The following is a 23,250-nucleotide window of genomic DNA, read 5'->3' on the forward strand; positions in this document are numbered from 1 at the left end:
GCTCACGCCACCTCCTCGGTCTCGGAGACCACGTCGCGGAACAGGTCGGTCAGGCTGGGGCGGACAGGCGAGAACTCCGTCACGGTGGCAGTGGAGACGGCCGATGCGAGGAAGGCCTGGGCGGCGTCTGCGGACTCGGCCTCGACGCGCCAGCGTCCGTCCCCATCGGGCGCGACGGAGACGCCGGGAGGGGCATCAGGCAGCCCCACGCCGGACGCGGCGAGCGTCCACGCGAGGGTGTCCGTCGCACGCAGGTCGTCGATCGCTCCGGAGGCGACCAGGCGGCCCGACTTCACGATTCCCACGCGGTCGCACAGGCGCTCCACCAGCTCGAGCTGGTGCGAGGAGAAGATGACGGGCACTCCCTTGTCGGCTTGCCCGCGCAGGACGTCGCTCATGACGCCCACGGCGACGGGGTCGAGACCGGAGAACGGTTCGTCGAGCACCAGGATGTCCGGGCCATGCACGAGCGCCGATGCCAGCTGCACCCGCTGCTGGTTGCCCAGCGACAGCTTCTCGACGGCATCGTCGCGGCGCTCGGCGACCCCCAGCACCTCGGTCCAGTGCTCCATCGCGGCCGTCGCATCGGCTGCGCTCAACCCGTGAAGGCGCGCGAGGTAGACCAACTGCTCCCCGACCTTCATGCGCGGGTAGAGCCCGCGCTCCTCGGGCATGTAGCCGATGCTCCTGCGCACCCCCAGATCAACGGGAGCGCCGTTCCACCGGACGACCCCCGCATCGGCTCGCAGCACTCCCAGGATGATGCGCATGGTCGTGGTCTTGCCCGCTCCGTTGGAGCCCACGAAGCCGAACAGCTCTCCCCCCGGCACGTCGAAGGAGACGTCCTGCAGTGCCTTCACGGTGCCGTAGGACTTGGTCAGGCCATCGATCTCGAGGGTGGTCACTCAGGCTCCTTGCACGGGGGGCGGTAGGGACGCGCACCACGATATGCATAGAACAGGTGGCGGACCATCCTGCTGACGGATGACCACCCACCCTTGCGCACCCCGGCGGAGCGGCGAATGATGGCCGCATGGCGAAGGACACGGACCTCGACCACCTCTGGACCGCGCTCGGCATCGGGCCAGCGCTCGGAGCAGGCTCGCGTACCCGTGCCGTCACGAGGGCCGATGCGCGGGCGGTGCTGGCATGCGACGACGCCCAGGCGCTGGTGACGTTGCGGGCCGCGGTCGCGGGTCACGCGAGCTCTCCGCTGCTCACGGGAGCGCTCGCGCTCGCTGCCGTGGGTGCCGTTGCGGTGGTCGCGCTGGGCTTCGGGGTCGAGGCGGGGCCGGTGTGGGGTTCCGTGACCGCGGGCGCCCTCGTGCTGGTAGAAACCCTCATCCTCACCTTCCTGCCGCCCCGCTCCACCTCCCGAGCCGCCGCGTGGACCTCCCTGCTCGACCACCGCATCGGCCAACTGGAGCGTCCCGCGACCACCCGCGGCGGCACCTTCGCACCTCGCGCCATAGCCCGCGGGACGTTCGCGCCGTCACTCGTCACGGTGGCGTACAGCGAGGCGGGGATCCCCACGCAGGGTGAACAACCGGCGACCTAGGACCTTTGCCCGCGCATCATCACCACGCCGGTGGAATGCTGGGAGGACCAGCACGGACACGGAGGTCACGATGACGGATACTGCCTGGCAGTCACGCACGAGCGATGCGGCAAGCGACGCGGAGATCGGTGCGATCGATCGCTACTGGCGCGCGACGAACTACCTGAGCGTGGGGCAGATCTACCTGCTCGACAACCCGCTTCTGCGCGAACCCCTGCACCGGGACCACGTCAAGCCCCGCCTCGTGGGCCACTGGGGCACCACACCTGGGCTGAACTTCCTCTACGCGCACCTCAACCGCATGATCCGCGCGCGCCAGCAGGAGACCATGTACATCATCGGCCCGGGCCACGGCGGTCCCGGACTGGTGGCCTCGAGCTTCCTCGACGGCACCTACACGGATACCTACCCGGACATCTCGTACGACGATGCCGGCGTGAAGCGACTGTTCAAGCAGTTCTCGTTCCCTGGCGGCATTCCCTCGCACGTCGCGCCCGAGACCCCGGGGTCGATCCACGAGGGCGGCGAGCTCGGCTACGCCCTGAGCCACGCCTACGGCGCCGCGTTCGACAACCCCGACCTGCTGGTCGCCGCGATCGTGGGCGATGGTGAGGCCGAGACCGGCCCCCTGGCCACCAGCTGGCACTCGAACAAGTTCATCAACCCCGCCACCGACGGCGTGGTGCTGCCCATCCTCCACCTCAACGGCTACAAGATCGCCAACCCCACGGTGCTGGCGCGCATCGGTGAGGACGAGCTCGACGCGCTCATGCGCGGGTACGGCCATAAGCCCCACGTGTTCGTCGCCGGCTTCGACGACGAGGACCACGACTCGATCCACGCGCGCTTCGCGTCCCTGCTGGACGACGTCATGGACGAGATCGCCGCGATCAAGGCCGAGGCCCGCGAGAACCCGGACATGGACCGCCCCATGTGGCCCATGATCGTGTTCCGGACTCCCAAGGGCTGGACCTGCCCCGACCACATCGACGGCAAGCAGACCGAGGGCTCCTGGCGCTCGCACCAGGTGCCGCTGTCCAACGCGCGCGACACCGACGAGCACCTGCGCACCCTCGAGAACTGGCTGCAGTCCTACGGCCCGGACGAACTGTTCGACGATGCTGGCGCCCCGCTCCCCTCGGCGAGCGAGATCGCCCCGGCCGGCGAGCTGCGCATGTCCGCCCGTCCCGAGGCGAACGGCGGCCTGGTCCTCAAGGACCTGCGCATGCCCGACTTCCGCGACTTTGCCGTCGACGTCCCGCACCCGGGGGCGGGGCCCGCGCAGGCCACCAAGCAGCTAGGCACCTTCCTCAGGGCGGTCATGAAGAACAACCCGGACAACTTCCGGATCTTCGCCCCCGACGAGCTGGCCTCCAACCGGCTCCAGGACGTGCTCGAGGTCACCGACAAGGTGTGGCAGGGCAAGCGCGAGGACGACGACGCCCACACCGCCGCCTCCGGACGCGTGGTCGAGATGCTCTCCGAGCACCAGTGCCAGGGCTGGCTCGAGGGCTATCTGCTCACCGGCCGCCACGGCCTCTTCACGTCCTACGAGGCGTTCATCCACATCGTCGACTCGATGTTCAACCAGCACGCCAAGTGGCTCAAGGTGTCGCGCGAGCTCCCGTGGCGCCGGCCCATCGGCTCGCTGAACTACCTGCTGTCGAGCCACGTGTGGCGCCAGGACCACAACGGCTTCTCGCACCAGGACCCCGGCTTCATCGACCACGTGGTCAACAAGAAGGCCGAGGTGGTGCGGGTCTACCTGCCTGCGGACGCCAACACCCTGCTGTCGACGTACGACCACTGCCTGCGCTCGCGCGACTACGTCAACGTCGTGGTCGCCGGCAAGCAGCCGCAAGCGCAGTGGCTGACCATGGACCAGGCCATTGACCACTGCACGCGCGGGCTGGGCATCTGGGACTTCGCGTCGAATGTGCCGCTGGGCGAGGAGCCCGACGTGGTCCTCGCCGCCGCGGGCGACGTGCCCACGATCGAGGTGCTCGCCGCCGTCGACATCCTGCGCCAGGAGCTGCCGGACCTCAAGGTCCGGATGATCAACGTAGTCGACCTCATGCGCCTGCAGCCCGAGGAGGAGCACCCCCACGGGCTCACGGACCGCGCGTTCGACCAGCTGTTCACCACGGACAAGCCGGTGATCTTCAACTACCACGGCTACCCGTGGCTGATCCACCGCCTCACCTACCGCCGCACGGGACACAGCAACTGGCACGTGCGCGGCTACAAGGAGGAGGGCACCACCACGACGCCCTTCGACATGGCGATGGTCAACGACATCGATCGCTACCACCTGGTCATGGACGTCATCGACCGGGTGCCGCACCTGGGCACCCGCGCCGCGTCGCTGCGCCAGGAGCTGTCGGACCGGCGGTTCGCCGCTCGCAGGTATGCGCGTGAGCACGGTGCGGACATCCCCGCGGTCGCGAATTGGGTGTGGCCCGATGCGCAGGGCGGCGCCTACGAGAAGGCCCAGGGAGCGCTCGCCACGGGCGGCGACAACGAGTAGCGCTACGTGAAGGGAGGGCCGATGCGCGGGGCGCCCCGCGCATCGGCCCTCGTTTCACTTCGGGCAGGACGCTGCCGCCGACTTGAGGTCCGTCGTCAGCAGGTGGAGCCGCAGTCGCAGCAGGAGCAGCCCTCGTCCTTACGTGCCTGGGCCGCCGCGACCGCGGTGGCCTGCACAGCGAGCGCGCGCTTCTGGTCCGCCTCCGCCACCTGGGCCTGCCGGGCGGGGTTGCCGAACTTCTTCTTCTTCGCTGCCATGCGTCCACGGTAACGAGATCTTGTCAGAAACGCTAACCGTTATCGTTTGCGCGCAAGGTGACGCGCCACCTGCATCGGTGCGCGTGGCCCCAGACGCACCAAGGGCGCCCGGCAACTGCCGGGCGCCCCCTGCGATGTGCTCGCTAGACCTCAGTGCTCGTCGTAGTGATCTCCATGCGCCGCGTGCTTGTGGCCGTCATGCACGTAGTCCACGTGGTCACCGTGCTCGACGGCTTCGTGACCGCAGTCGTCGCCGTGGCCGTGCGCGTGCTCCTCCGCGGTCGCGTGAACGCCCTCGTGCTCGTCGACATGGTCGCCGTGGGGGTGGTGGACGTGTCCGTCGTGGACGTAGTCCGTGTGGCCGTCGTGCTCGACGGCCGCGTGACCGCAGTCCGCGCCGTGCGCGTGGCTGTGGTCCGTGTGCACTGCGTGCTCAGTCATGGCGCCTCCCCGTGTGTGTTCCGTCCTCTCACTCCATCACACCGCGGGGTCTCGCGCCATGCGAACTGTGGCTCGCGTGCTCGCCGCGGACCGTTTACTCACTCGAGTAGGTGTGCAGCCGCTCGCCGGCCTCATTGAAGATGCTGAGCACCTCAGCAGGTTCGACCCCCGCAGCGCACATCGCGTGCGGCACTCGAGTGTCGAACTCAGCGGCCTCGCCGGGCGACAGCACGAGCTCCTGGTCACCGAGGAGCAGTCGCAGTTGGCCCGAGAGCACGTAGAGCCACTCGTGGCCGTCGTGAACGCGCGGCGCCGGCGGTTTGGCAACGGGAGGATAGGTGATCCGATACGCGCGAAGGGTGGAGGATTCGGGCGCAAGGGGGACCATCACGAGCCCACCCCGCTTCAAGGGCGCGCGGCGCACCCGCGGGTCGCGGTCGGCGGGCGGCAGGAGGTCATCGACCCGAATCCCCAGCTGGCGCGTGAGCGGCAGCAGCAGTTCGAGCGTCACCTGCCGCTTGCCCGACTCGAGCCGCGACAGAGTGCTCGCGGAGACTGACGCGCGAGCCGCGAGATCGTCGAGGGTCCATCCGCGCGCCTGCCGCGCCGCCCGCAGCCTCGGACCCACCTGCGAGAGTTCGTCCACTCGACCAGTCTTGCATATTTGGCAAGCAGGCTTGCACCGGCGAGCGAGCCCGGCGCATGCTCGCTCCATGACACACGACACCCACTCCAGCGCCGATGCGACGACCGAACTCTGGGACGCCGTCATCATCGGCGGCGGCGCCGCCGGCCTCTCCGCAGCCCAGATGCTGGGCCGCTCCCGCCGGCGCACTCTGGTGATCGATGGCGGCCAGCCCCGCAACCGCTTCACGGACCACATGCACGGCATCCTGGGGCACGACGGTCGCAACCCCGCGGATCTGCTCGCGGACGGCCGCCGGGAACTGGAGCGCTACGGCGTCGAGGTCAGGTCCGGCACCGTCACGGAGGTCGCAGACCGCGAAGAGACCGTGGCCATCACCACCGACGAGGGCACGGCGCACGCGCGCACTCTCCTTCTCGCGACAGGTATCACCGATCAGTTGCCCGAGATCCCGGGACTCGCCGAGCGCTGGGGCCGCAGCGTCATCCACTGCCCCTACTGCCACGGCTGGGAGGTGCGCGACCAGCGCATCGGTGTGCTGGCGACCGCGCCGCCGCAGGTGCACCTGGGCTTCATGGTCCGCCAGCTCGCGAAGCACCTCACGGTCTTCCTCCAACGCGACGGACTGCTGGAGGAAGCCGAGCGCGCGCGAATGATCGCCCGTGGCATCACGGTCTCCGACGGCGCGATCACCGAGATCCGCGGGCCCGGCGACGCCATCACCGAGGTCGTCACCGCGGACGGCACCACCCACGCGATCGACGCACTGTTCGCGGGCGGCGCGCCCATCCCCCACGACGACGCGCTCGCGAACCTGGGCCTCGACCGCACCGAGGTCGCGGGCGCTTCCGTGATCGCGGTCGACGAGATGGGCAAGACCAGCCACCCGCGCATCTGGGCCGCAGGCAACGTCATCCAGCCCATGGCCAACGTCCCCATGTCCGCGAGCGCGGGCACGTGGGCGGGAGCGCACATGAACGGCTTCCTCGTGGGCGAGGACGTCGACCGCGCGGTGGCCGCGAGAGGAACGTGGCACGATCAGGCTCCCGCGGACTTCTGGGAGGACCGCTATGGCTCCGCGGGCCCCGCATGGTCGGGAAAGGTCAACGCCACGGTGGCCGATGCGGTCGCACGCTTCACGCCCGGCCGCGCCCTGGACTTGGGATGCGGCGAAGGGGCGGACGTGGTGCACCTCGCGCAGCTCGGCTGGGAGGCGACGGGCGTCGACATTTCGCCGACGGCCATCACCCGAGCAGCGGTAGCGTCCGTCGAGGCTGGGGCCGAGTCGGCGACGTTCGTCGCCGCAGACCTCAGTGAGTGGGAGCCGGACGGCACCTATGACCTTGTCACCGCATCTTTTCTCCATTCCCCTGTCCACCTGCCGCGGACAGCGATCCTGCAGCGCGCATCGGCCGCGGTGGCGCCTGGCGGTCACGTACTTCTCGTCACTCACGCGGCGGCACCGCCGTGGGCGGATCCCGAGCACGTGCGCCACCACTCGTTCCTGACTGCGCGCGAGGAGGCCGATGCCCTCGCCCTCGATCCAGAGGTGTGGGAGGAGGTGCGCGTCGAGGAGGTCGAGCGCGACGCGGTAGGCCCAGACGGGAAGCCTGGCCACCTGGTCGATGGAGTGGTGCTGCTTCGCCGGCGCTGAAGTCCGTCAGGCGGGGTGGTACGGCGACACGACGACGTCGACCCGCTGGAACTCCTTGAGGTCCGAGTAGCCCGTGGTCGCCATCGACCGGCGCAGCGCGCCCATCATGTTCGTGGTGCCGTCCGCGGTGTGGCCAGGTCCGTTGAGGATCTCGGCGAGCGTTCCCGCCTGACCCACCTCGACGCGCGCACCGCGCGGCAGCTCGCCGTGGTACGCCTCCTGCCCCCAGTGGAAGCCGCCTCCGGGAGCCTCGGTCGAGCGAGCCAGCGCCGCCCCGATCATCACCGCATCGGCCCCACAGGCGAACGCCTTCACCAGTTCGCCGGAACGCCCCAACCCTCCGTCAGCGATCACGTGGACGTAGCGGCCGCCGGACTCGTCGAGGTAGTCGCGACGCGCCGCCGCGACGTCCGAGACGGCAGTCGCCATGGGCGCGTGGATGCCGAGCGTCGCGCGCGTGCGCTGCGCGGACCCGCCACCGAAGCCCACGAGCACGCCCGCGGCGCCGGTCCGCATGAGGTGCAGCGCCGCCTGGTAGGTCGAGGCACCGCCGACGATGACTGGCACATCCAAGTCGTAGATGAACTTCTTGAGGTTCAGCGGCTCCGTCGCGTCCGAGACGTGCTCGGCACTGACCGTGGTGCCGCGGATGACGAACAGGTCCACGCCGGCCTTGAGGACGGTCGCGTAGTGCTCCTGGGTGCGCTGCGGGGACAGGGCGCCTGCCACCGGCACGCCGGCGGCGCGGATCTCCTGAAGGCGGGCCTCGATGAGCTCGTCCTTGATGGGCTCGCGGTAGATCTCCTGCAGGCGCGCGGTTGCGTCCGCGGGGTCGTAGCCGGCGATCTGCTTGAGCAGCGCGGTGGGGTCCTCGTACCGCGTCCACAGACCCTCGAGGTCGAGCACGCCCAGGCCTCCCAGGCGCCCCAGCTCGATCGCCGTGGCGGGGCTCATCACCGAGTCCATCGGCGCCGCGATGACGGGGATGTCGAACTGGAAGGCGTCGATCTGCCACGACAGGCTGACCTGCTGGGGGTCACGCGTGCGGCGCGACGGCACCACCGCGACGTCGTCGAAGGAGTAGGCCCGGCGACCGCGCTTGCCGCGGCCGATCTCGATCTCGTTGCTCACCGCTCCACCCTATCGGCACGCGGTGTCAGCCCCACATGGAAGAGTGGTCCCATGAGCTGGCTAGACGGAACCATGGTGGGCTTCGACACCGAGACCACCGGCATCTCGACCGCGCGCGACCGCATCGTGACGGCGGCAATCATCACGCGCTCCGGGGACTCGATCTCGACACGCACGTGGCTGATCGATCCGGGCATCGAGATCCCTGCACGGGCGACCGAGGTCCACGGCATCACCACGGAGCAGGCGCGCGCGGAAGGCGCACGGCCGGCCGATGCGCTGGAGGAGATCGCGGACGCGCTCGCTCGGGCGCTGGCGGACGAGGTTCCTGTGGTGGGCTTCAATGTCCAGTACGACCTGTCGATCCTGGAGGCCGAGCTCGCGCGGAACGGTCTCGCGTCGCTTGAGTCGCGCGTTCCGCACGGCTTGCGGCCCATCGTGGACCCGTACGTGCTGGACCGGCACCTGGATCGCTATCGCAAGGGCAAGCGCAAGCTGCTCGACCTGTGCACGCTCTACGCGGTGCCCGTCGTGGCGGATGATCTCCACGCTGCGGACGCGGACGTCCTGGCGACCCTCGACCTGGTGCATGCGCTCGCGGCGGCCTATCCGTCGATGCGCGAGGTGGATCTCGACCAGCTGCACGAGCAGCAGAAGGCGGCGCACCACGATTGGGCCGTGGGCTTCGCCGCGTGGCTCAAGTCGCGGGGGCGCACCGAGGACCTGCCGAGCCCCGAGTGGCCCGTGGTGATCCACGAACAGCCCACGCAAGAAGCCGAGGCCGATCAACTGTTCTGACCGGCGTGTCCGGGCCGTCGAGCAGGGCGGTCACCGTCCAGCGGCGTTAGCGTGGAGGCAGTCGACAAGGAGGTCGCATGACTGCCCCGCACGACGGCTCCACGCCGCCGGTCCCCACGCAGCTCGACGCCCACCACGGCCCGCTCGCGGACGCCCGAGCCCAGCTCGCCGCCGCGGTTGATCACCTGGGCGTGGACGACGGCACCCATCGCATGCTGGCGATCCCGCGGCGCGAGATGGCCGTCGCGGTTCCCCTCCGGCGGGACGACGGCTCGACGGCCGTCTACGAGGGCTTCCGGGTGCAGCACAACTTCTCGCGCGGGCCTGCGAAGGGCGGCCTGCGATTCTTCCCCGCGGTGGACCTCGACGAGGTTCGCGCGCTCGCCATGTGGATGACGTGGAAATGCGCGCTCGTGGACGTGCCCTACGGCGGCGCGAAGGGCGGCGTCGCGATCGACACCCGCGACCACAGCGGGTCCGAGCTCGAACGCGTCACGCGGCGGTACACGTCGGAGATCCTGCCGATCATCGGGCCCGAGGTCGACATCCCGGCGCCCGACATCGGTACCGACGAGCAGACCATGGCCTGGATCATGGACACCTACTCGGCCTCGGTCGGGCACACCGTGCCGGGGGTCGTGACGGGCAAGCCCATCTCGCTGGGCGGATCGCTGGGCCGGGCGCTCGCCACCTCCCGCGGCGTCGCGCACATCGCGCTGATGGCGATGGCGAGCCGGGGCATGGACCCGTCCGACACCACCGCCGCGGTCCAGGGATTCGGCAAGGTGGGCCGCGGGGCGGCGCGCTTCCTCGCCGACGCGGGCGTGCGGGTGCAGGCCGTGAGCGACATCGACGGCGCGGTGTGGGCAGGCGACGGCCTGGACATCACCCGGCTGGGAGCGCACGCGGACGAGACGGGTTCCGTCGCGGGATTCCCGGGTGCCGAGCCCATCGACCCGGCATCGCTCGTCACGCTCGACGTGGACGTCCTGGTCCCGGCGGCAGTCGAGGGCGTGATCACGGAGGACAACGCCGACCACGTCCGGGCGAGCATCATCGTCGAGGGAGCGAACGGCCCCACGACCAACGAGGCGGACGCGATCCTGGGCGAGCGCGACGTCCTCGTGGTGCCGGACATCCTCGCGAACGCCGGCGGCGTGGTCGTGTCCTACTTCGAGTGGGTGCAGGCCAACCAGGCCTACCAGTGGAGCGAGCGCGAGGTGAAGGACCGGCTCGAGGAGAGGATGACCCGGGCGTGGCACGACGTGGTCGAGTACGCGGGCGCGCATCGTCTGACCTATCGCGAGGCGGCCACGGCTCTCAGCGTGCGGCGCGTGATCGAGGCTCACGAGCTGCGCGGGCTCTACCCCTGACCGTTCGGATCCGTCACTTGTGGCGGTTCCTGTGCCCCGGCGCGCGCCGCTCACCACACACCTGGTGCCCATGAGGCACAGGTGAACGGTGGGGACTCGCATGCGCCCCACACGACCCATCTGTCACTGCCGTGTGGTGGGCGGCCCACCCGATCGCTACGACGCGAGCACGCGCCACAGCATGGTCAGCGACACGACCACGATCACCACCCGGAGCACCAGAGGGTTGACGCGCAGCAGGATGTGCGAACCGACGTACGCACCGATCAGCTGGCCCACGATCATGACTCCGCCGATCGCCCACACGATCTTCCCGGCGAAGGCGAACACGATGAGAGAGGCGACATTGGTCGCGAAGTTCAGCGTCTTGGCGACTGCGGTCGCCCGCCGCAAGGGCAGGGCCCTCAGCGCCACGCCAGACAGCGCGAACAGTGACCCGGTGCCGGGCCCGAAGGCCCCGTCATAGGCCCCGATCGCCGGCACGATCGTGCCCTCATAGGCGCGGTCCTGCATGCGTGGCGATGCCGGCGGGTGATGGGCCTTGGGTACGAAGAGGAAGTACGCGGCGATCACCGCCAGGACCACGGAGATGACCACCTCGAGCGCGTCGGTCGACGCGAAGAGGATGGCGATCGAGCCCGCCACGGATCCCAGGAACGCCCACAGCATGGGCCATCGCACCTCTCGCCACCGGACACCGTGCCGACGGATCACCTGATACGTGGCCATGCCGGTGCCAGCGGGCGCCTGCAGCTTGTTGGTGCCGAGCGCCTGCAGGGGCGGGACTCCGGCAAGAAGCAGGGCCGGAACGGTGAGCAGCCCGCCGCCCCCCGCGAGAGTGTCGAGGCAGCCGGCGAGAAGCGCGACCAGCGCGAGGACCGCGAGCAGCTGCCAGGTGATCTCCACTGCGGGAGCCGCGCGCCCGCCTACGCGAGACCGGTGTAGTTGGGCGCCGCGACCGTCATCTGGATGTCGTGGGGGTGGGACTCCTTGAGGCCCGCCGGCGTGATGCGCACGAACTGGCCCTTCGAACGCAGTTCGTCGATGGTGCGGGCACCCACGTAGAACATCGACTGGCCCAGGCCGCCCACGAGCTGGCGCGCCACGTCGTGAAGCGAGCCCTTGAAGGGCACGCGTCCCTCGATGCCCTCGGGGATGATGTCGTCGTCGCTCGGCGCATCGGACTGGAAGTAGCGGTCCTTCGAATACGAGACGCGACCGCGCGAGGCCATGGCGCCCATGGACCCCATGCCGCGGTACGACTTGTACTGCTTGCCGCCCACGAGCACCAGGTCGCCTGGCGCCTCCGCACAGCCCGCGAAGAGCGATCCCAGCATCACGGACTCGGCTCCGGCGACCAGCGCCTTCGCGATGTCTCCCGAGTACTGCAGGCCGCCGTCGGCGATCACGGGCACGCCCGCCGGGCCTGCGGCCTTGAACGCCTCGTTCACCGCTGTGATCTGTGGAACTCCCACGCCGGCGACCACGCGCGTGGTGCAGATGGACCCCGGGCCCACACCCACCTTGACCGCGTCCACGCCGGCGTCCACCAGCGCCTGGGCACCCTCGCGAGTCGCCACGTTGCCGCCGATCACCTGCACGTGCGCCGTCGCCGGGTCGGCCTTCAGGCGCTTGATCATGTCGATCATCGCCTGCGCATGCCCGTGGGCGGTGTCCACCACGAGAGCGTCGACGCCGGCGTCGACGAGCGCGAGGGCGCGCTCCCAGGCGTCGCCGAAGAACCCGACCGCAGCGGCCACGCGCAGGCGGCCGTGCTCGTCCTTGGTCGCACGCGGGTACTGCTCGGTCTTGACGAAGTCCTTGACCGTGATGAGTCCGGTCAGGCGCCCGCCGTCATCCACCAAGGGGAGCTTCTCCACCTTGTGGCGGCCCAGCAGCTCCGCAGCGTCGTCGTTGGAGATGCCCTCGTGCCCGGTGATCAGCGGCATGGGAGTCATCGCCTCGCGGACCTTGCGGGTCTCGAACGCGCCCGGGTCCACGAACCTCAGGTCGCGGTTGGTGATGATGCCCAGGAGGGTGCGGTCCTCGTCCACGACGGGGAGCCCGGAGACCCGGTACTTGCCGCACAGCGCGTCGAGCTCGGCGAGCGTCGCCTCGGGCCCCACGGTCACGGGGTCCGAGATCATCCCCGACTCGGAGCGCTTCACGATCTGGACCTGGTGCGCCTGATCCTCGATCGACAGGTTGCGGTGCAGCACCCCGATGCCGCCCTGGCGCGCCATCGCGATCGCCATGGGGGCCTCGGTGACGGTGTCCATGGCCGCGCTCAGCAGCGGGCTGGCGATGCGGATGCCGCGGGTCAGCCGCGTCGAGGTGTCGACCTCGGAAGGGATCACGTCGCTCTGTCCGGGCAGGAGGAGGACGTCGTCGTAGGTCAGGCCAGTGAAGGCGAAGGGGTCGTGATCAACGGGCGCCATGGCCCGATTCTACGGAACTTCGGCGGCCCGACGGGACGCGGGAGGACCCGAATCGTCAGCGACTCGTGAAGGCCCGATGTCGGACCGGTGAATGCTCCCCCGGGGGGTCTAGCCAAAGTGCTTCGGGGCAGGTATGAATGGAAGTAGTGCTCAATCTGTACGACGGATGTTATCGAGTCTTGACCTATCCGATATGTCCGTTTTACGGTGAAGTGCACCCTGGGGGGATCGGCTCAATGGCGAGCCCTCTCCCGGGCCCAACAGGAGAGATGGGAGTGCCATGGATACGGTTGCGAAGCTGCCGGCACCAACGCAGGACCAGTGGGAGTGGCAATACGAAGGAGCGTGTCGGGAAGCAGACCCCGACCTGTTCTTCCATCCAGAGGGCGAGCGGGGCGCAGCGCGGCGCCGCCGCGCCGAGGCAGCGAAGAAGTACTGCGAGAGCTGCCCCGTCCTCGACACCTGCCGAGAGCGCGCGCTGATGGCTCGTGAGCCGTTCGGCGTGTGGGGCGGTATGAGCGAGGACGAGCGCCACGCGACGATCGCGGGCCGCCTCAAGAAGGCGAGCTGACGGGCGCCCGTCCCCTGGCGCAATCCAGGCTCGCACGACGAAGGCCCCGGAGAACGTTCTCCGGGGCCTTCGTGATGTCGTGGGACGGCGTCAGCCGACCACGCCCAGCAGGTCGCGGGCCGACAGGATCAGGAGGTCCTGACCGCCGTACTTGACCTCAGTGCCGCCGTACTTGCTGTAGATGACCTTGTCACCCACCGCGACGTCGAGCGGGATGCGGTTGCCGTTGTCGTCGAAGCGACCCGGGCCCACTGCCAGAACCTCGCCCTCCTGGGGCTTCTCCTTGGCGGTGTCCGGGATCACGAGGCCGGAGGCGGTGGTCTGCTCGGCGTCCGCCGGCTTCACCACGACCTTGTCCTCAAGAGGCTTGATAGAGACCGACACTGCGGACCTCACCTTCCATGTATCCACGTATGAACTGGATCGCGACTCGCTCCGCTTCCTGCCGTCGCGGGGGTCAGAGAGCGGGGCTGGTGCCGCGTGCTCCGGGGTGGAGCACTGCCCAATTTAGCACTCGCACCGGGCGAGTGCTAACCGACTGGGGACGCGTTCGCGCTCCGTGAAAGGATCACCGCATGGACGCCGCGCTCGCCCGCCTGCTGACCTCGTCGCAGGCACTCGCACTGCTCGACGCCATGCCTCCCTACAGTCGTGACAGCGCCGAGAGCATCGGCCGCGAACTGCGGGCCGGCGGCGTCGCGCCCGAGCTCGTCGCGGCAGTTCTCACGCAGTCACGGCTGAGGGCCGATGCGGGCGTCAAGTTCGGCGACTTCGCGGCAGGGATGCTCTTCACGCAGGACGGTCTCGAGCAGGCGACGCGGTTGCCTATCGCCGCTCGCCACGCGCAGCGCTACCGCGCTGCAGGGATACACGAGGTCGCGGACCTCACGTGCGGCATTGGGGCCGATGCGATGGCCGCCGCCGCGCTCGGGCTCGACGTGACGGCCTTCGAGATCGACGAGGCGACCGCCCTCGTCGCTGATCACAACCTGCGGCACTGGGATGGCGCGCGCGTGGTGCACGCCGATGCGCTCGACGTGGTCTCGCAGATGGAGGTCGGCGGCATCTTCGCCGACCCCGCTCGCCGCAACGCGCGCGGGCGCCGGCACGACCCTCGGGACTCTTCGCCGGCCCTCGACGCCGTTCTCGCACTCCGCGAGCGGACGCCGGCGGTGGGCGTCAAGGTAGGCCCCGCGATCCCGCACGACGCGGTTCCGGATGGAGCCGAGGCCGAGTGGGTCTCGGTCGATGGGTCGGTGGTGGAGGCGGGCCTGTGGTGCGGGCCCCTCGCGACGACCGTGGGCCACGCGGCGCTCGTCATCCGCGACAACGGCGCGCAACGGCTGACCGGCAGCACCGACCATGCTGAGCCGAGCGCCCTCACCGAGTACCTCTACGAGCCCGACGGCGCCGTGATCCGCGCGGGCCTCGTGGGTGAGCTCGCGAACCGGCTGGGGGCCGGAACCCTCGACCCGACGATCGCCTACCTGGCCGCACCTGCTCCCGTGACTACACCGTTCGCACGCGGCTACCGCGTGCTCGAGGCGATGCCCCTCAAGACCAAGGTGCTCGCAGGAGCGCTGCGCGCCCGCGGCGTGGGCACGGTCGACATCAAGAAGCGCGGCGTGGACGTCACTCCGGAGCAGCTGCGCCCGCAGCTCAAGCTTCGGGGCGACGAGCGTGCGACGGTCGTTCTCACGCGCATCGCAGGCCGCCGCACGGCCCTGATCGTCCAGCCTCTGTAGGCGTCAGGAAGCCATCAGGGCGCGCACGTCTCGAACGGAACGTCGACGTTCACGGGCCAGTCTCCGCCCGGCGACGCCGCACCCACGAGCACGTCTGCCAACCCAGCCATCGCATCGGCGCTGCGGCCGTACAGGCCCACGTACACGTCCGCGGTCGAACCGCTCAGGCCCCACGGACCCCCGAGCGCGACCACGACGTCCGCACTCGCCCGTCCGTCGTCCGCACCCACGATCGCGATCGAGGTGCCACCTGGGCCCACCGCGACGCCGTGCTCGGCGAGACCGTTCGCCAGGGCCTGCCGGTCACCCGCGAAGCCGCCCGAGATCGAGACGGTGTCAGCCACCCAGGGAGCCGCACAGTCCGCCGCGGCGACCGTCGCCCCCGCCACCGCGAGGTCGCGCGCGTACGTGTCCCCCGCATCGGCCGTCCGTTCGATGCCGGCCGTCCACCGCGACAGCAGGATCACCCGAGCGGCGGCCTCATCGAGGCGATCGCGAGACACGTCGCCGGCGCGGACCGCCTCGACGATCGCTGCGCGCGCGGCGGCCGGGTCGGGCGACATCAGCAGCACGTCCGCGCCCGCGACCAGCGCCTCGACGGCGGCCGATCCGGCAGCGCGACCGGACTGCACCGCGCCCATGTTGAGCGCATCCGTCACGATGACGCCGTCGAATCCCATCTCCTCGCGGAGGTGTGCGTATGCCGCCGGCTCGAGCGTCGCCGGGCCCACTCCCCACTCGGCGACCGCAATGTGGCCCATCATGATCGCCGGCGCGCCGGCCTCGATCGCGGAGGCGAACGGAACCAGGTCCCGGGCCGCGAGCTCCGCGACGGTCGCGCTCTGGACCGGCAGGGCCTGGTGGGAGTCGGTGGTCACGGACCCATGCCCGGGGAAGTGCTTGATCACCGGCGTGACGCCCGCATCGACGAAGCCTGCGACGGCGGCGTCCACCGTGGCCGCGACCGCGTCCGGATCGGAGCCCGCTGAACGCGCGCGAATGATCGGGTCGTCGAGGCCGATCGTGACATCCGCGACCGGTGCGAAGTCCATCGTGAACCCGAGCTCGCTCATGTCGACCGCCGCCTGGGCGTAGATCGACCGCACGGCGTCCTTGTCCTGAGCGGCGCCCGCAGCCATGAAGGACGGCAGACCCGGCACGAGCGGCCGCAGCCGCGACACCGCGCCCCCCTCCTGGTCCACGCTCACGATCGTGTCCCAGTCGCGGTCGGCTCCTCCCCGCTGCGCCGCCTCGGTCAGGGCGCGCACACCATCGGCATCGGTGACCGCGTCGCCCATCACGATGACGCCGCCGAGACCCAGGTCGCCGACGAGGGTCTCCACCGCATCGGCCGAGGTCGTCGACACCGCCGCGACCAGCACCTGCCCCGCGGCCTGCTCGACGCTCAGCGCCTGCGCATCGGCGAGCGCGGCGTCCCACTCGGCGAGGGTCGGGCCCCACGCGAGAGTGGGCTCGGGCGCCGGGCTGGGGGTCGCGCTCGCGCTCGGCGAAGGAGAGGTGGTCGACGGCGTCGCGGAGGGCGAGGCGGAGGGGGACGTCGGCGCTGCCGGAGCCTCCGAAGCCGGCCACCACCACCAGACTGCGGCGGCTGCCGCCACTGCGGCCGCTCCAGCGAGGCCGCCCACGAGGGCCCGATTCATCCCGGTCAGACCGCCACGGTGGTGAGCGGCATCGATGAGTCGACTCCGTAGTCGAGCGACGACGCCGGGTCGCCGCGCCGCGCGACTGCCGATCCCAGCGCCGCGATCATGGCGCCATTGTCCGTGCAGTAGCGGATGGGCGGGATGCGCACGTCGATCCCGGCAGCCTCGCCGCGCGCCGCGGCCATCTCGCGCAGCTGCGAGTTCGCCGAGAATCCTCCGCCGATCACCAGCGTCTCGACATCATGCTCCCGGCACGCGTCGAGGGTCTTCATCACCAGCACGTCCGCAACCGCGTCGGCAAAGGAGGCCGCGACATCGGCGAGCGGGATCTCGCGGCCCGCGTCCCGCTCGGCCTCCACCCAGCGCGCGACCGCCGTCTTCAGGCCGGAGAACGAGAAGTCGTAGGCGTGCTTCTCGCGGAACTTGGGAGCCGTGAGCGCCCGCGGGAACGGGATGGCGGTCGGGTCGCCCTCGCGCGCGAGCCGGTCGATGTGCGGGCCGCCCGGATACGGCAGGCCCAGCAGCCGGCCCACCTTGTCGAAGGCCTCGCCCGCGGCATCGTCCAGGGTGTGCCCCAGCTCGCGCACGCGCACCGCGGATCCCTCGATCAGGAGCAGCGACGTGTGGCCGCCGGAGACCACCAGCGACATCACGCGGTCGGGGAACTCGCCGTGGACGAGCTCGTCGACCACCGCGTGGCCCACCACGTGGTTCACGCCGTACAGCGGCCGGTCGATCGCGAGCGCGAGAGCCTTGGCGGCGGCGTTGCCCACCGTGAGCGACCCCACCAGGCCGGGACCCGCGGCGACGGCGACCGCATCGACGTCGCCGAGCGTCCTGCCGGCTCGCGTCAGAGCCTCCTCGAGCGTGGGCAGGAACGCCTCGAGGTGCGCGCGCGAGGCGACCTCGGGCACGATGCCCCCGAAGCGCGCGTGCTGGTCCATCGAGGACGCGGTCACGTCGACGAGCAGCTCCGTGCCCTCGACCAGGGCGACCCCGGTCTCGTCGCACGTGCTCTCGATCCCCAGCACCAATGGATTCACGCGCCCAGCCTAGTCGCGCGCCCCACCGGCCTCCCCTTCCCGAGCGAAATGGGCCCGATTCGCTCGCCTCAGCGCCTAGGTGAGCGAATCGGGCCCATTTCGCTCACGACGGAGGGTGCGGGATCATGGGACCCATGCCCACCTCCTTCGTGCTTGACGCTGCCGCGCGCGCCGCCCTCTTCACCGACGCGCGCTCGAACACCCACTTCGACGACCAGCCGGTGGACGTCGAGACCATCCGCGAGGTGTGGGAGCTCGTCAAATGGGGCCCCACCGGCAACAACACCGTCCCGATGCGCCTGGCCATCGCGCAGTCGGATGAGGCACGCGCGGCCGTCATCGACAACGCCCTGCCGGGCAACCGACCCAAGCTCGAGCGCGCTCCACTGCTGCTGGTGGCCGCCCGCGACGAGCGCTTCCACGACTCGATCCCGAGCCTGGGAGGCAGCGAGTCCGCCGCCGCGCGTCTCGACGAGGACCCGGTGCGGCGTGAGCGCATGTCGCATACCGGCACCATGCTGCAGGCGGGCTACTTCATCATCGGGCTGCGCGCCGCAGGACTGGCGGTGCGCCCCTACGGCGGCTTCGACAAGGCGGGCATGGACGCCGCACTGCTGAGCGGCACGTCGTGGCGATCGGAGGTGCTCTTCGGCGTGGGATACCCGCACCCCGAGGACCACGGCGCGGGCGAGCGCCAGGGCAGGATGAGCGCAGATCAGGCGGTGACGGTGCTGTGACGCCGTCCAACCCCCAGGCGCTCCCGATGCCCGAGTCGCGCCTGGGACGCTCGTTCGTGGCGATCGCGGTGGTCGAGGCGGTGACCTGGACGGGGCTGCTGGCCGGCATGCTCCTCGAGCACGTGCTGCACGTCACCGACCTGGGCGTGAGCGTCTTCGGTCCGCTCCACGGAATCGCGTTCCTGATCTACGGGGCGCTGGCGCTGGCGTGCGCCGTGCGCTTCCGCTGGGGCCTGGGCCTGACGCTGGTGGCGCTGATCGCTGCGGTGCCGCCGCTGACCACCATCCCCATGGAGCGCTGGCTGCGCCGCCGCGAGCGGCTCGGCGCGAGCCTCAGGGCATCCGTCGACGCATGACGAGGGCATCGATCCCCTCCGGCTGGTAGTACTTCCGTCGCACCCGCACGTCCTCGAAGCCGTACGCACGGTAGAGGGCGATCGCGGGATCATTGGTGACCGCCACCTCGAGCCAGACGTCGGCCGCCTCCAGGCGCGCGGCCTCGGCCAGGAGGTCGTCCATGAGGGCCCGCGCCAGCCCGCGGCTGCGGGCCTCGGGCGCGACGGCCAGGTTCATGAGGTGGAAGGCATCGCCCTCGAATCCGTACAGGGCGTACGCCACGAGCACGCCGCCGTCGTCGATTCCGCGCCAGCGCGACAGGCCCCAGAGCAGCTCATCGCGGATCAGCGACCGCGACCACGCGGAACGGCCGAAGATCTCGGCCTCGAGCGCCGCGAGCCGAGGGAGGTCGCCCTCCTCGAGGTCCCGCACGGCGGGGGCCGATGCGGGGGTCACGCCCCGGGGACGCCGTGCACGTCCGGACGGCGCAGGTAGAGCGGCTCCAAGGGGAAGTCCAACGCACCCGTCGCGACCTGGGCCGCGACGACGCGCGCGAGCCACGCGGGGTCCGGATCGGCGGCCACCGCTCCCGCGAAGACCTCCGGGTACAGCGCGGCCCCGCGCCCCACGACCGCACCCTCGACAGGAACGTCGGTGGGCGCGCTCACGTGCGGACCCTCGATGCGGACCCCGTCCGCGTACCGCGCCCAGTAGACCTCCTTGCGCCGCGCATCGGCGACCACTGTGACGTCGCGGTGCTCGGCGCCGAGCGCGTCGAGAGAGCACGCGCCCCTGACCGGAACGCCCCACGCGAATCCGAGCGTCCGTGCCGTCACGAGCCCCACGCGCAGCCCGGTGAACGGCGCGGGTCCCGTGCCGACCACGATCGAGTCGAGGTCCGCACCGTCGACATCCGCCTCTGCCAGCACGTCGTGGACGTGCCCCGAGAGCAGCTCGGCGTGGCCCCGCGGAGCGAAGGTCGAGCGCGACGCCACGACGGCCTCGCCGTCGACGAGCGAGACGGCGACAGCCGCGGAGGTGTCGAGCGCGAGGATCACGGTGACCAGCCTAGGCCGCGGGCAGCTCGATGCCGTCCCACCGCGCTCCGTGCGCGGTCACCGCCACTACCCGCACGCCACCGGACGGGTCGTTCATGTCGACCTCGCCCCCGCGATCGCGCGTGATCGTGAGGTGGAGCCGGTCGTCAGAGAGCGCCGCGGCGTCCTCGCCCCATTCGACCACCGTGACCGCTTCCTCGAGCGCCGTGTCGAGGTCGAGATCGTCGAGCTCCGCGAGCGAGGACAGGCGATACGCGTCGACGTGCACGAGGTCGGGCCCGTCCCCCAGCGACGGATGCGTGCGGGCGATGATGAAGGTCGGGCTCGCGACGTCACCGCGCACGCCCAGTGCCGCGCCGAGCCCCTGGGTGAACGTCGTCTTGCCCGCGCCCAGGTCTCCCGTGAGGATGACGAGGTCGCCGGCGCGCAGCAGCGGAGCGACGCGGTCGTGCGCGAGCCCGCGCATGGCCTCGGCGTCCGCGATCTCCAGCGTCACGTCGATCATGCTGCCCCCTTCGGCCGCAGGCCGCCGAACCTGCACACGACCTCGTAGTCGATCGTGTCGAGCACGTCCGCCCACTCGGTCGCGGTGGGACCGCCAGGGCCGATCAGGGTGGCGACGTCGCCGGCGACCACGTCGGTGACCGGCCCGAGGTCGACGACGAACTGGTCCATGCAGACGCGCCCGGCGATCCGGTGGCGACGGCCGCGGATCTCGACCTCGGCGCGGTTGCCAGCAGCCCTGAACACGCCGTCCGCGTAGCCGGCGCTGATCAGCCCCAGAGTCGTCGGCATCGCGGTCACGTAGTCGTGTCCGTAGCTGACGCCCTCGCCAGCGGCCACGTCCTTGACCAGGATGACCTCGGACCTGACCGCCATGGCGGCGCGCAGGCCGAAGCGCTTCCCTGCCGGATCGGGCACCGGCGGGAGCCCGTAGATCGCGATGCCGGGGCGCACCAGGTCGAAGTGGAGATCCGGCCGCGTCAGCGTGCACGCCGAGTTGGCGAGGTGGCGGACCTCGAGATCGAGGCCTCGCGCGGACGCGAGGGCCAGGGCCTCCCGGAAGACGTCCGCCTGGGCATCGATGGTCGGGTGCCCGGGAGCATCTGCCCACGCGAGGTGCGACCACATGCCCACGACGCGCACCGCACCCGCGCCCTGCGCCTCGACGGCGCGGTCCAGCAGCGCTCCGAGCTCCGAGCGAGCCACGCCCTCGCGGCTGAGACCGGTGTCCACGCAGATGTGCACCCTGGCGGCGGTGCCGGCAGCTCGAGCTTCCGCCACGATCACGTCGAGGACCTCGATCGAGGAGCACGACACGTCGACGTCAGCGGCGATCAGGTCCCGTGCGGGAAGCGACGGCCCGTAGAGCCACGTCAGGATGCGCCCGGTGTCCCCCGCCTCGCGCAGGCGCAGCGCCTCGTACGGCTGAGCGACACCCAGCCACGCGGCGCCGCCGGCGCGCGCTGCCGCGGCCGCAGGCACGAGGCCGTGGCCGTACGCGCCGGCCTTCACGACGGCGAGAAGCGCGGCGCCGCCCGCGTGCCGCCGCAGCACCTCGACGTTGTGGGTGATCGCGCCGTAGTCGACGGTCACCTCCAGCGCACTCATGCGTCGGACTCCGCCACGACGACGGCCGAGGCGATGCCGGCGTCGTGCGACAGCGACAGATGGAAGCGGTCGATGCCCAGCTCGGCGGCCCGTGCCGCGACGGTGCCCCGCACGGTGAGCTGCGGCCGTCCGCCGTCCTCGCGGAGGATCTCGCAGTCGTGCCACCGCATGCCCCCTGGCGCTCCCAGCGCCTTGGCGATCGCCTCCTTCGCGGCCCATCGGGCCGCGAGGCTGTGCGGCGCCAGCTCGCGCTCGCGCGGCGTGAACACGCGCTCAAGGAAGGTGCTGGAATGGCTCACCGCCTCGTCGAAGCGTTCCAGCGCGACCACGTCGATTCCTACGCTCACAACCGGCATGGCTACTCGACCGTCACCGACTTGGCGAGGTTGCGCGGCTGGTCCACGTCGTATCCCTTGGCCGCAGCGAGCTCGAGCGCGAAGATCTGCAGCGGGACCACGGTGAGCAGCGGCGTCATCAGCACCGGCGCCGACGGCACGTAGAAGATCTCGTCCGCGTGCGTGGCCGCCACGGTGTCGCCCTCCTCGGCGACCACCAGCGTCCGCGCTCCGCGGGCCCTCACCTCCTGCACGTTCGACAGCACCTTGGAGTGCAGCGACTCGCGCCCACGCGGGCTCGGCACGATCACCACCACGGGCTGATCCTGCTCGATCAGAGCGATGGGGCCATGCTTGAGCTCGCCTGCGGCGAAGCCCTCGGCGTGGATGTAGGCGAGCTCCTTGAGCTTCAGCGCACCCTCGAGCGCGATCGGGAAGCCCACGTGACGGCCCAGGAAGAGCACGGTGCGCTCGTTGGCCATCGACGCGGCGATCTCCCGGATGGGCGCCGACGTGTCGAGGACCCGCTGCACCTTGGCGGGGATCGCGTCGAGCTCGCGCAGCAGCGCGTCGATCTCGTCCGGGAACTTGTTGCCGCGCAGCTCCGCGAGGTAGATGCCGAGCAGGTAGCCGGCCGTGATCTGCGACACGAAGGCCTTGGTCGAGGCCACCGCGATCTCCGGCCCGGCACGCGTGTACAGCACTGCGTCCGCCTCGCGTGCGATCGTCGAGCCCTGAGCGTTGACGATCCCGATCACCGTCGCGCCCTGGCTCTGGGCGTGGCGCACCGCCATGATCGTGTCCATGGTCTCGCCCGACTGGCTGATGGCCACGACCAGGGTCTTCACGGAGACGATGGGGTCGCGGTAGCGGAACTCGTGCGCGAGCTCCACCTCGACCGGGATGCGCGTCCAATGCTCGATCGCGTAGCGCGCGGCCAGGCCGGCGTACGAGGCGGTGCCGCACGCGACGATGATGATCTTGTCGATCGACTTGAGCACGTACTCGTCGACCACGCCCTCGTCGAGCTTGAGGCGGCCCTGGCTGTCGAGGCGTCCCCGCAGCGTGTCCGCGACCGCCGTGGGCTGGTCGTGGATCTCCTTGTCCATGAACGTCGCGAAGCCGCCCTTCTCGGCGGCGGCCGCGTCCCAGTCGATCGAGTAGGGCTCGCGATCCACCACGGCGCCCTTGGCGTCGGTGACGACGACGGAATCGGGGGTGATCTCGACGACCTCGTCCTGCCCCAGCTCGAGCGCGGTGCGGGTGTGCTCGATGAACGCGACCACGTCCGACCCCAGGAAGTTCTCGCCCTCGCCCAGCCCCACCA

The 23,250-nt window shown here is 70.7% G+C and carries 25 protein-coding genes; 9 read left to right on the forward strand and 16 right to left on the reverse strand.

The window, feature by feature from the left end; genetic code table 11:
- Positions 1-2 precede the first annotated feature (2 nt).
- Positions 3-905 (reverse strand): ABC transporter ATP-binding protein, encoded by a 903-nt coding sequence (locus QZ483_RS00385; protein ID WP_297080898.1) that lies wholly within the window; start codon positions 903-905, stop codon positions 3-5.
- A gap of 128 nt (positions 906-1,033) precedes the next feature.
- Between QZ483_RS00385 and QZ483_RS00390 the strand changes: the two genes are divergently transcribed.
- Complete coding sequence (locus QZ483_RS00390; RefSeq protein WP_297080900.1) at positions 1,034-1,558, forward strand: hypothetical protein; 525 nt, start codon at positions 1,034-1,036, stop codon at positions 1,556-1,558.
- Between the two features lie 70 nt (positions 1,559-1,628).
- Complete coding sequence (locus QZ483_RS00395; RefSeq protein ID WP_297080901.1) at positions 1,629-4,085, forward strand: phosphoketolase; 2,457 nt, start codon at positions 1,629-1,631, stop codon at positions 4,083-4,085.
- Positions 4,086-4,180: 95 nt separating this feature from the next.
- Here QZ483_RS00395 and QZ483_RS00400 read toward each other — a convergent pair whose 3' ends face one another.
- The 3 genes from QZ483_RS00400 to QZ483_RS00410 all read right to left on the reverse strand — a co-directional run bounded on the left by QZ483_RS00400 (position 4,181) and on the right by QZ483_RS00410 (position 5,429).
- Positions 4,181-4,342 carry a hypothetical protein gene (locus tag QZ483_RS00400; RefSeq protein WP_297080903.1) on the reverse strand — a complete coding sequence of 54 codons (162 nt, stop codon included), beginning with the start codon at positions 4,340-4,342 and terminating at the stop codon, positions 4,181-4,183.
- Between the two features lie 150 nt (positions 4,343-4,492).
- Positions 4,493-4,783: a hypothetical protein gene (locus tag QZ483_RS00405; protein ID WP_297080904.1), complete on the reverse strand. Its 291-nt coding sequence runs from the start codon at positions 4,781-4,783 to the stop codon at positions 4,493-4,495.
- A gap of 94 nt (positions 4,784-4,877) precedes the next feature.
- Positions 4,878-5,429: a helix-turn-helix domain-containing protein gene (locus tag QZ483_RS00410; RefSeq protein ID WP_297080906.1), complete on the reverse strand. Its 552-nt coding sequence runs from the start codon at positions 5,427-5,429 to the stop codon at positions 4,878-4,880.
- A 67-nt stretch (positions 5,430-5,496) separates the two neighbouring features.
- On the opposite strand from QZ483_RS00410, the gene QZ483_RS00415 reads away from it, so the two are divergent.
- Entirely contained in the window at positions 5,497-7,083 is a 1,587-nt protein-coding gene (locus tag QZ483_RS00415) for an FAD-dependent oxidoreductase (protein WP_297080908.1), read from the forward strand.
- A 6-nt stretch (positions 7,084-7,089) separates the two neighbouring features.
- Here the strand turns inward: QZ483_RS00415 and QZ483_RS00420 are convergent, their stop codons facing one another.
- Positions 7,090-8,214, reverse strand: a complete 1,125-nt coding sequence (locus QZ483_RS00420) for a GuaB3 family IMP dehydrogenase-related protein (RefSeq protein ID WP_297080910.1) — start codon at positions 8,212-8,214, stop codon at positions 7,090-7,092.
- A 51-nt stretch (positions 8,215-8,265) separates the two neighbouring features.
- Between QZ483_RS00420 and QZ483_RS00425 the strand changes: the two genes are divergently transcribed.
- The gene (locus QZ483_RS00425) at positions 8,266-9,012 is read left to right on the forward strand and encodes an exonuclease domain-containing protein (protein WP_297080912.1); all 747 of its coding nucleotides are present in this window, start codon (positions 8,266-8,268) and stop codon (positions 9,010-9,012) included.
- Between the two features lie 77 nt (positions 9,013-9,089).
- The gene (locus QZ483_RS00430) at positions 9,090-10,385 is read left to right on the forward strand and encodes a Glu/Leu/Phe/Val dehydrogenase (protein ID WP_297080914.1); all 1,296 of its coding nucleotides are present in this window, start codon (positions 9,090-9,092) and stop codon (positions 10,383-10,385) included.
- A 156-nt stretch (positions 10,386-10,541) separates the two neighbouring features.
- Here QZ483_RS00430 and QZ483_RS00435 read toward each other — a convergent pair whose 3' ends face one another.
- Both QZ483_RS00435 and guaB read right to left on the reverse strand, forming a co-directional pair.
- Entirely contained in the window at positions 10,542-11,291 is a 750-nt protein-coding gene (locus tag QZ483_RS00435; protein ID WP_297080915.1) for a TSUP family transporter, read from the reverse strand.
- A gap of 20 nt (positions 11,292-11,311) precedes the next feature.
- Positions 11,312-12,823: an IMP dehydrogenase gene (gene guaB / locus QZ483_RS00440; RefSeq protein WP_297080917.1), complete on the reverse strand. Its 1,512-nt coding sequence runs from the start codon at positions 12,821-12,823 to the stop codon at positions 11,312-11,314.
- A gap of 280 nt (positions 12,824-13,103) precedes the next feature.
- Between guaB and QZ483_RS00445 the strand changes: the two genes are divergently transcribed.
- Positions 13,104-13,394, forward strand: coding sequence for a WhiB family transcriptional regulator (locus tag QZ483_RS00445; RefSeq protein WP_297080919.1), 291 nt, complete (start codon positions 13,104-13,106; stop codon positions 13,392-13,394).
- A 90-nt stretch (positions 13,395-13,484) separates the two neighbouring features.
- Here QZ483_RS00445 and groES read toward each other — a convergent pair whose 3' ends face one another.
- Positions 13,485-13,778: a co-chaperone GroES gene (groES, locus tag QZ483_RS00450; protein WP_297080951.1), complete on the reverse strand. Its 294-nt coding sequence runs from the start codon at positions 13,776-13,778 to the stop codon at positions 13,485-13,487.
- A 191-nt stretch (positions 13,779-13,969) separates the two neighbouring features.
- Between groES and QZ483_RS00455 the strand changes: the two genes are divergently transcribed.
- Positions 13,970-15,139 carry a THUMP-like domain-containing protein gene (locus QZ483_RS00455; protein ID WP_297080922.1) on the forward strand — a complete coding sequence of 390 codons (1,170 nt, stop codon included), beginning with the start codon at positions 13,970-13,972 and terminating at the stop codon, positions 15,137-15,139.
- A 14-nt stretch (positions 15,140-15,153) separates the two neighbouring features.
- Here QZ483_RS00455 and QZ483_RS00460 read toward each other — a convergent pair whose 3' ends face one another.
- The gene (locus QZ483_RS00460; protein WP_297080923.1) at positions 15,154-16,800 is read right to left on the reverse strand and encodes a glycoside hydrolase family 3 N-terminal domain-containing protein; all 1,647 of its coding nucleotides are present in this window, start codon (positions 16,798-16,800) and stop codon (positions 15,154-15,156) included.
- A 5-nt stretch (positions 16,801-16,805) separates the two neighbouring features.
- Entirely contained in the window at positions 16,806-17,846 is a 1,041-nt protein-coding gene (gene tsaD / locus QZ483_RS00465; protein ID WP_297080926.1) for a tRNA (adenosine(37)-N6)-threonylcarbamoyltransferase complex transferase subunit TsaD, read from the reverse strand.
- 134 nt (positions 17,847-17,980) lie between these two features.
- Between tsaD and QZ483_RS00470 the strand changes: the two genes are divergently transcribed.
- Together QZ483_RS00470 and QZ483_RS00475 are read left to right on the forward strand one after the other, a co-directional pair.
- Complete coding sequence (locus QZ483_RS00470; protein WP_297080927.1) at positions 17,981-18,583, forward strand: malonic semialdehyde reductase; 603 nt, start codon at positions 17,981-17,983, stop codon at positions 18,581-18,583.
- A 26-nt stretch (positions 18,584-18,609) separates the two neighbouring features.
- Complete coding sequence (locus QZ483_RS00475) at positions 18,610-18,939, forward strand: DUF3817 domain-containing protein (RefSeq protein WP_297080930.1); 330 nt, start codon at positions 18,610-18,612, stop codon at positions 18,937-18,939.
- Here QZ483_RS00475 and rimI read toward each other — a convergent pair.
- The 6 genes from rimI to glmS form a co-directional block, all read right to left on the reverse strand.
- Positions 18,917-19,375: a ribosomal protein S18-alanine N-acetyltransferase gene (gene rimI / locus QZ483_RS00480; RefSeq protein ID WP_297080932.1), complete on the reverse strand. Its 459-nt coding sequence runs from the start codon at positions 19,373-19,375 to the stop codon at positions 18,917-18,919. The genes QZ483_RS00475 and rimI overlap by 23 nt on opposite strands.
- Positions 19,372-19,977 carry a tRNA (adenosine(37)-N6)-threonylcarbamoyltransferase complex dimerization subunit type 1 TsaB gene (gene tsaB, locus QZ483_RS00485; protein ID WP_297080934.1) on the reverse strand — a complete coding sequence of 202 codons (606 nt, stop codon included), beginning with the start codon at positions 19,975-19,977 and terminating at the stop codon, positions 19,372-19,374. The genes rimI and tsaB overlap by 4 nt, the downstream gene beginning before the upstream one ends.
- Positions 19,978-19,987: 10 nt before the next feature.
- Positions 19,988-20,482, reverse strand: coding sequence for a tRNA (adenosine(37)-N6)-threonylcarbamoyltransferase complex ATPase subunit type 1 TsaE (gene tsaE, locus QZ483_RS00490; RefSeq protein WP_297080936.1), 495 nt, complete (start codon positions 20,480-20,482; stop codon positions 19,988-19,990).
- On the reverse strand, positions 20,479-21,588 hold the full coding sequence (gene alr / locus QZ483_RS00495; protein ID WP_297080938.1) for an alanine racemase: 1,110 nt from the start codon (positions 21,586-21,588) through the stop codon (positions 20,479-20,481). The genes tsaE and alr overlap by 4 nt, the downstream gene beginning before the upstream one ends.
- Positions 21,585-21,944 carry a holo-ACP synthase gene (locus tag QZ483_RS00500; RefSeq protein WP_297080940.1) on the reverse strand — a complete coding sequence of 120 codons (360 nt, stop codon included), beginning with the start codon at positions 21,942-21,944 and terminating at the stop codon, positions 21,585-21,587. The genes alr and QZ483_RS00500 overlap by 4 nt, the downstream gene beginning before the upstream one ends.
- A 2-nt stretch (positions 21,945-21,946) precedes the next feature.
- A partial coding sequence (glmS, locus tag QZ483_RS00505) for a glutamine--fructose-6-phosphate transaminase (isomerizing) (protein WP_297080944.1) occupies positions 21,947-23,250 on the reverse strand: 1,304 nt, incomplete at its 5' end.

Origin of the sequence: uncultured Demequina sp., from assembly GCF_913055775.1 — a bacterium.
Lineage (GTDB): Bacteria > Actinomycetota > Actinomycetes > Actinomycetales > Demequinaceae > Demequina.

What these genes read in the sequence shown, in the direction of transcription:
- QZ483_RS00415 (WP_297080908.1), top strand. Translation starts at nt 5,497, where the DNA reads ATGACACACGACACCCACTCCAGCGCCGATGCGACGACCGAACTCTGG.
- alr (WP_297080938.1), bottom strand. Translation starts at nt 21,588, where the DNA reads ATGAGTGCGCTGGAGGTGACCGTCGACTACGGCGCGATCACCCACAAC.
- QZ483_RS00405 (WP_297080904.1), bottom strand. Translation starts at nt 4,783, where the DNA reads ATGACTGAGCACGCAGTGCACACGGACCACAGCCACGCGCACGGCGCG.
- QZ483_RS00475 (WP_297080930.1), top strand. Translation starts at nt 18,610, where the DNA reads ATGCCCGAGTCGCGCCTGGGACGCTCGTTCGTGGCGATCGCGGTGGTC.
- QZ483_RS00390 (WP_297080900.1), top strand. Translation starts at nt 1,034, where the DNA reads ATGGCGAAGGACACGGACCTCGACCACCTCTGGACCGCGCTCGGCATC.
- QZ483_RS00425 (WP_297080912.1), top strand. Translation starts at nt 8,266, where the DNA reads ATGAGCTGGCTAGACGGAACCATGGTGGGCTTCGACACCGAGACCACC.
- tsaE (WP_297080936.1), bottom strand. Translation starts at nt 20,482, where the DNA reads ATGATCGACGTGACGCTGGAGATCGCGGACGCCGAGGCCATGCGCGGG.
- QZ483_RS00455 (WP_297080922.1), top strand. Translation starts at nt 13,970, where the DNA reads ATGGACGCCGCGCTCGCCCGCCTGCTGACCTCGTCGCAGGCACTCGCA.
- QZ483_RS00470 (WP_297080927.1), top strand. Translation starts at nt 17,981, where the DNA reads ATGCCCACCTCCTTCGTGCTTGACGCTGCCGCGCGCGCCGCCCTCTTC.
- guaB (WP_297080917.1), bottom strand. Translation starts at nt 12,823, where the DNA reads ATGGCGCCCGTTGATCACGACCCCTTCGCCTTCACTGGCCTGACCTAC.
- QZ483_RS00445 (WP_297080919.1), top strand. Translation starts at nt 13,104, where the DNA reads ATGGATACGGTTGCGAAGCTGCCGGCACCAACGCAGGACCAGTGGGAG.
- QZ483_RS00460 (WP_297080923.1), bottom strand. Translation starts at nt 16,800, where the DNA reads ATGAATCGGGCCCTCGTGGGCGGCCTCGCTGGAGCGGCCGCAGTGGCG.
- QZ483_RS00430 (WP_297080914.1), top strand. Translation starts at nt 9,090, where the DNA reads ATGACTGCCCCGCACGACGGCTCCACGCCGCCGGTCCCCACGCAGCTC.
- QZ483_RS00395 (WP_297080901.1), top strand. Translation starts at nt 1,629, where the DNA reads ATGACGGATACTGCCTGGCAGTCACGCACGAGCGATGCGGCAAGCGAC.
- QZ483_RS00400 (WP_297080903.1), bottom strand. Translation starts at nt 4,342, where the DNA reads ATGGCAGCGAAGAAGAAGAAGTTCGGCAACCCCGCCCGGCAGGCCCAG.
- QZ483_RS00500 (WP_297080940.1), bottom strand. Translation starts at nt 21,944, where the DNA reads ATGCCGGTTGTGAGCGTAGGAATCGACGTGGTCGCGCTGGAACGCTTC.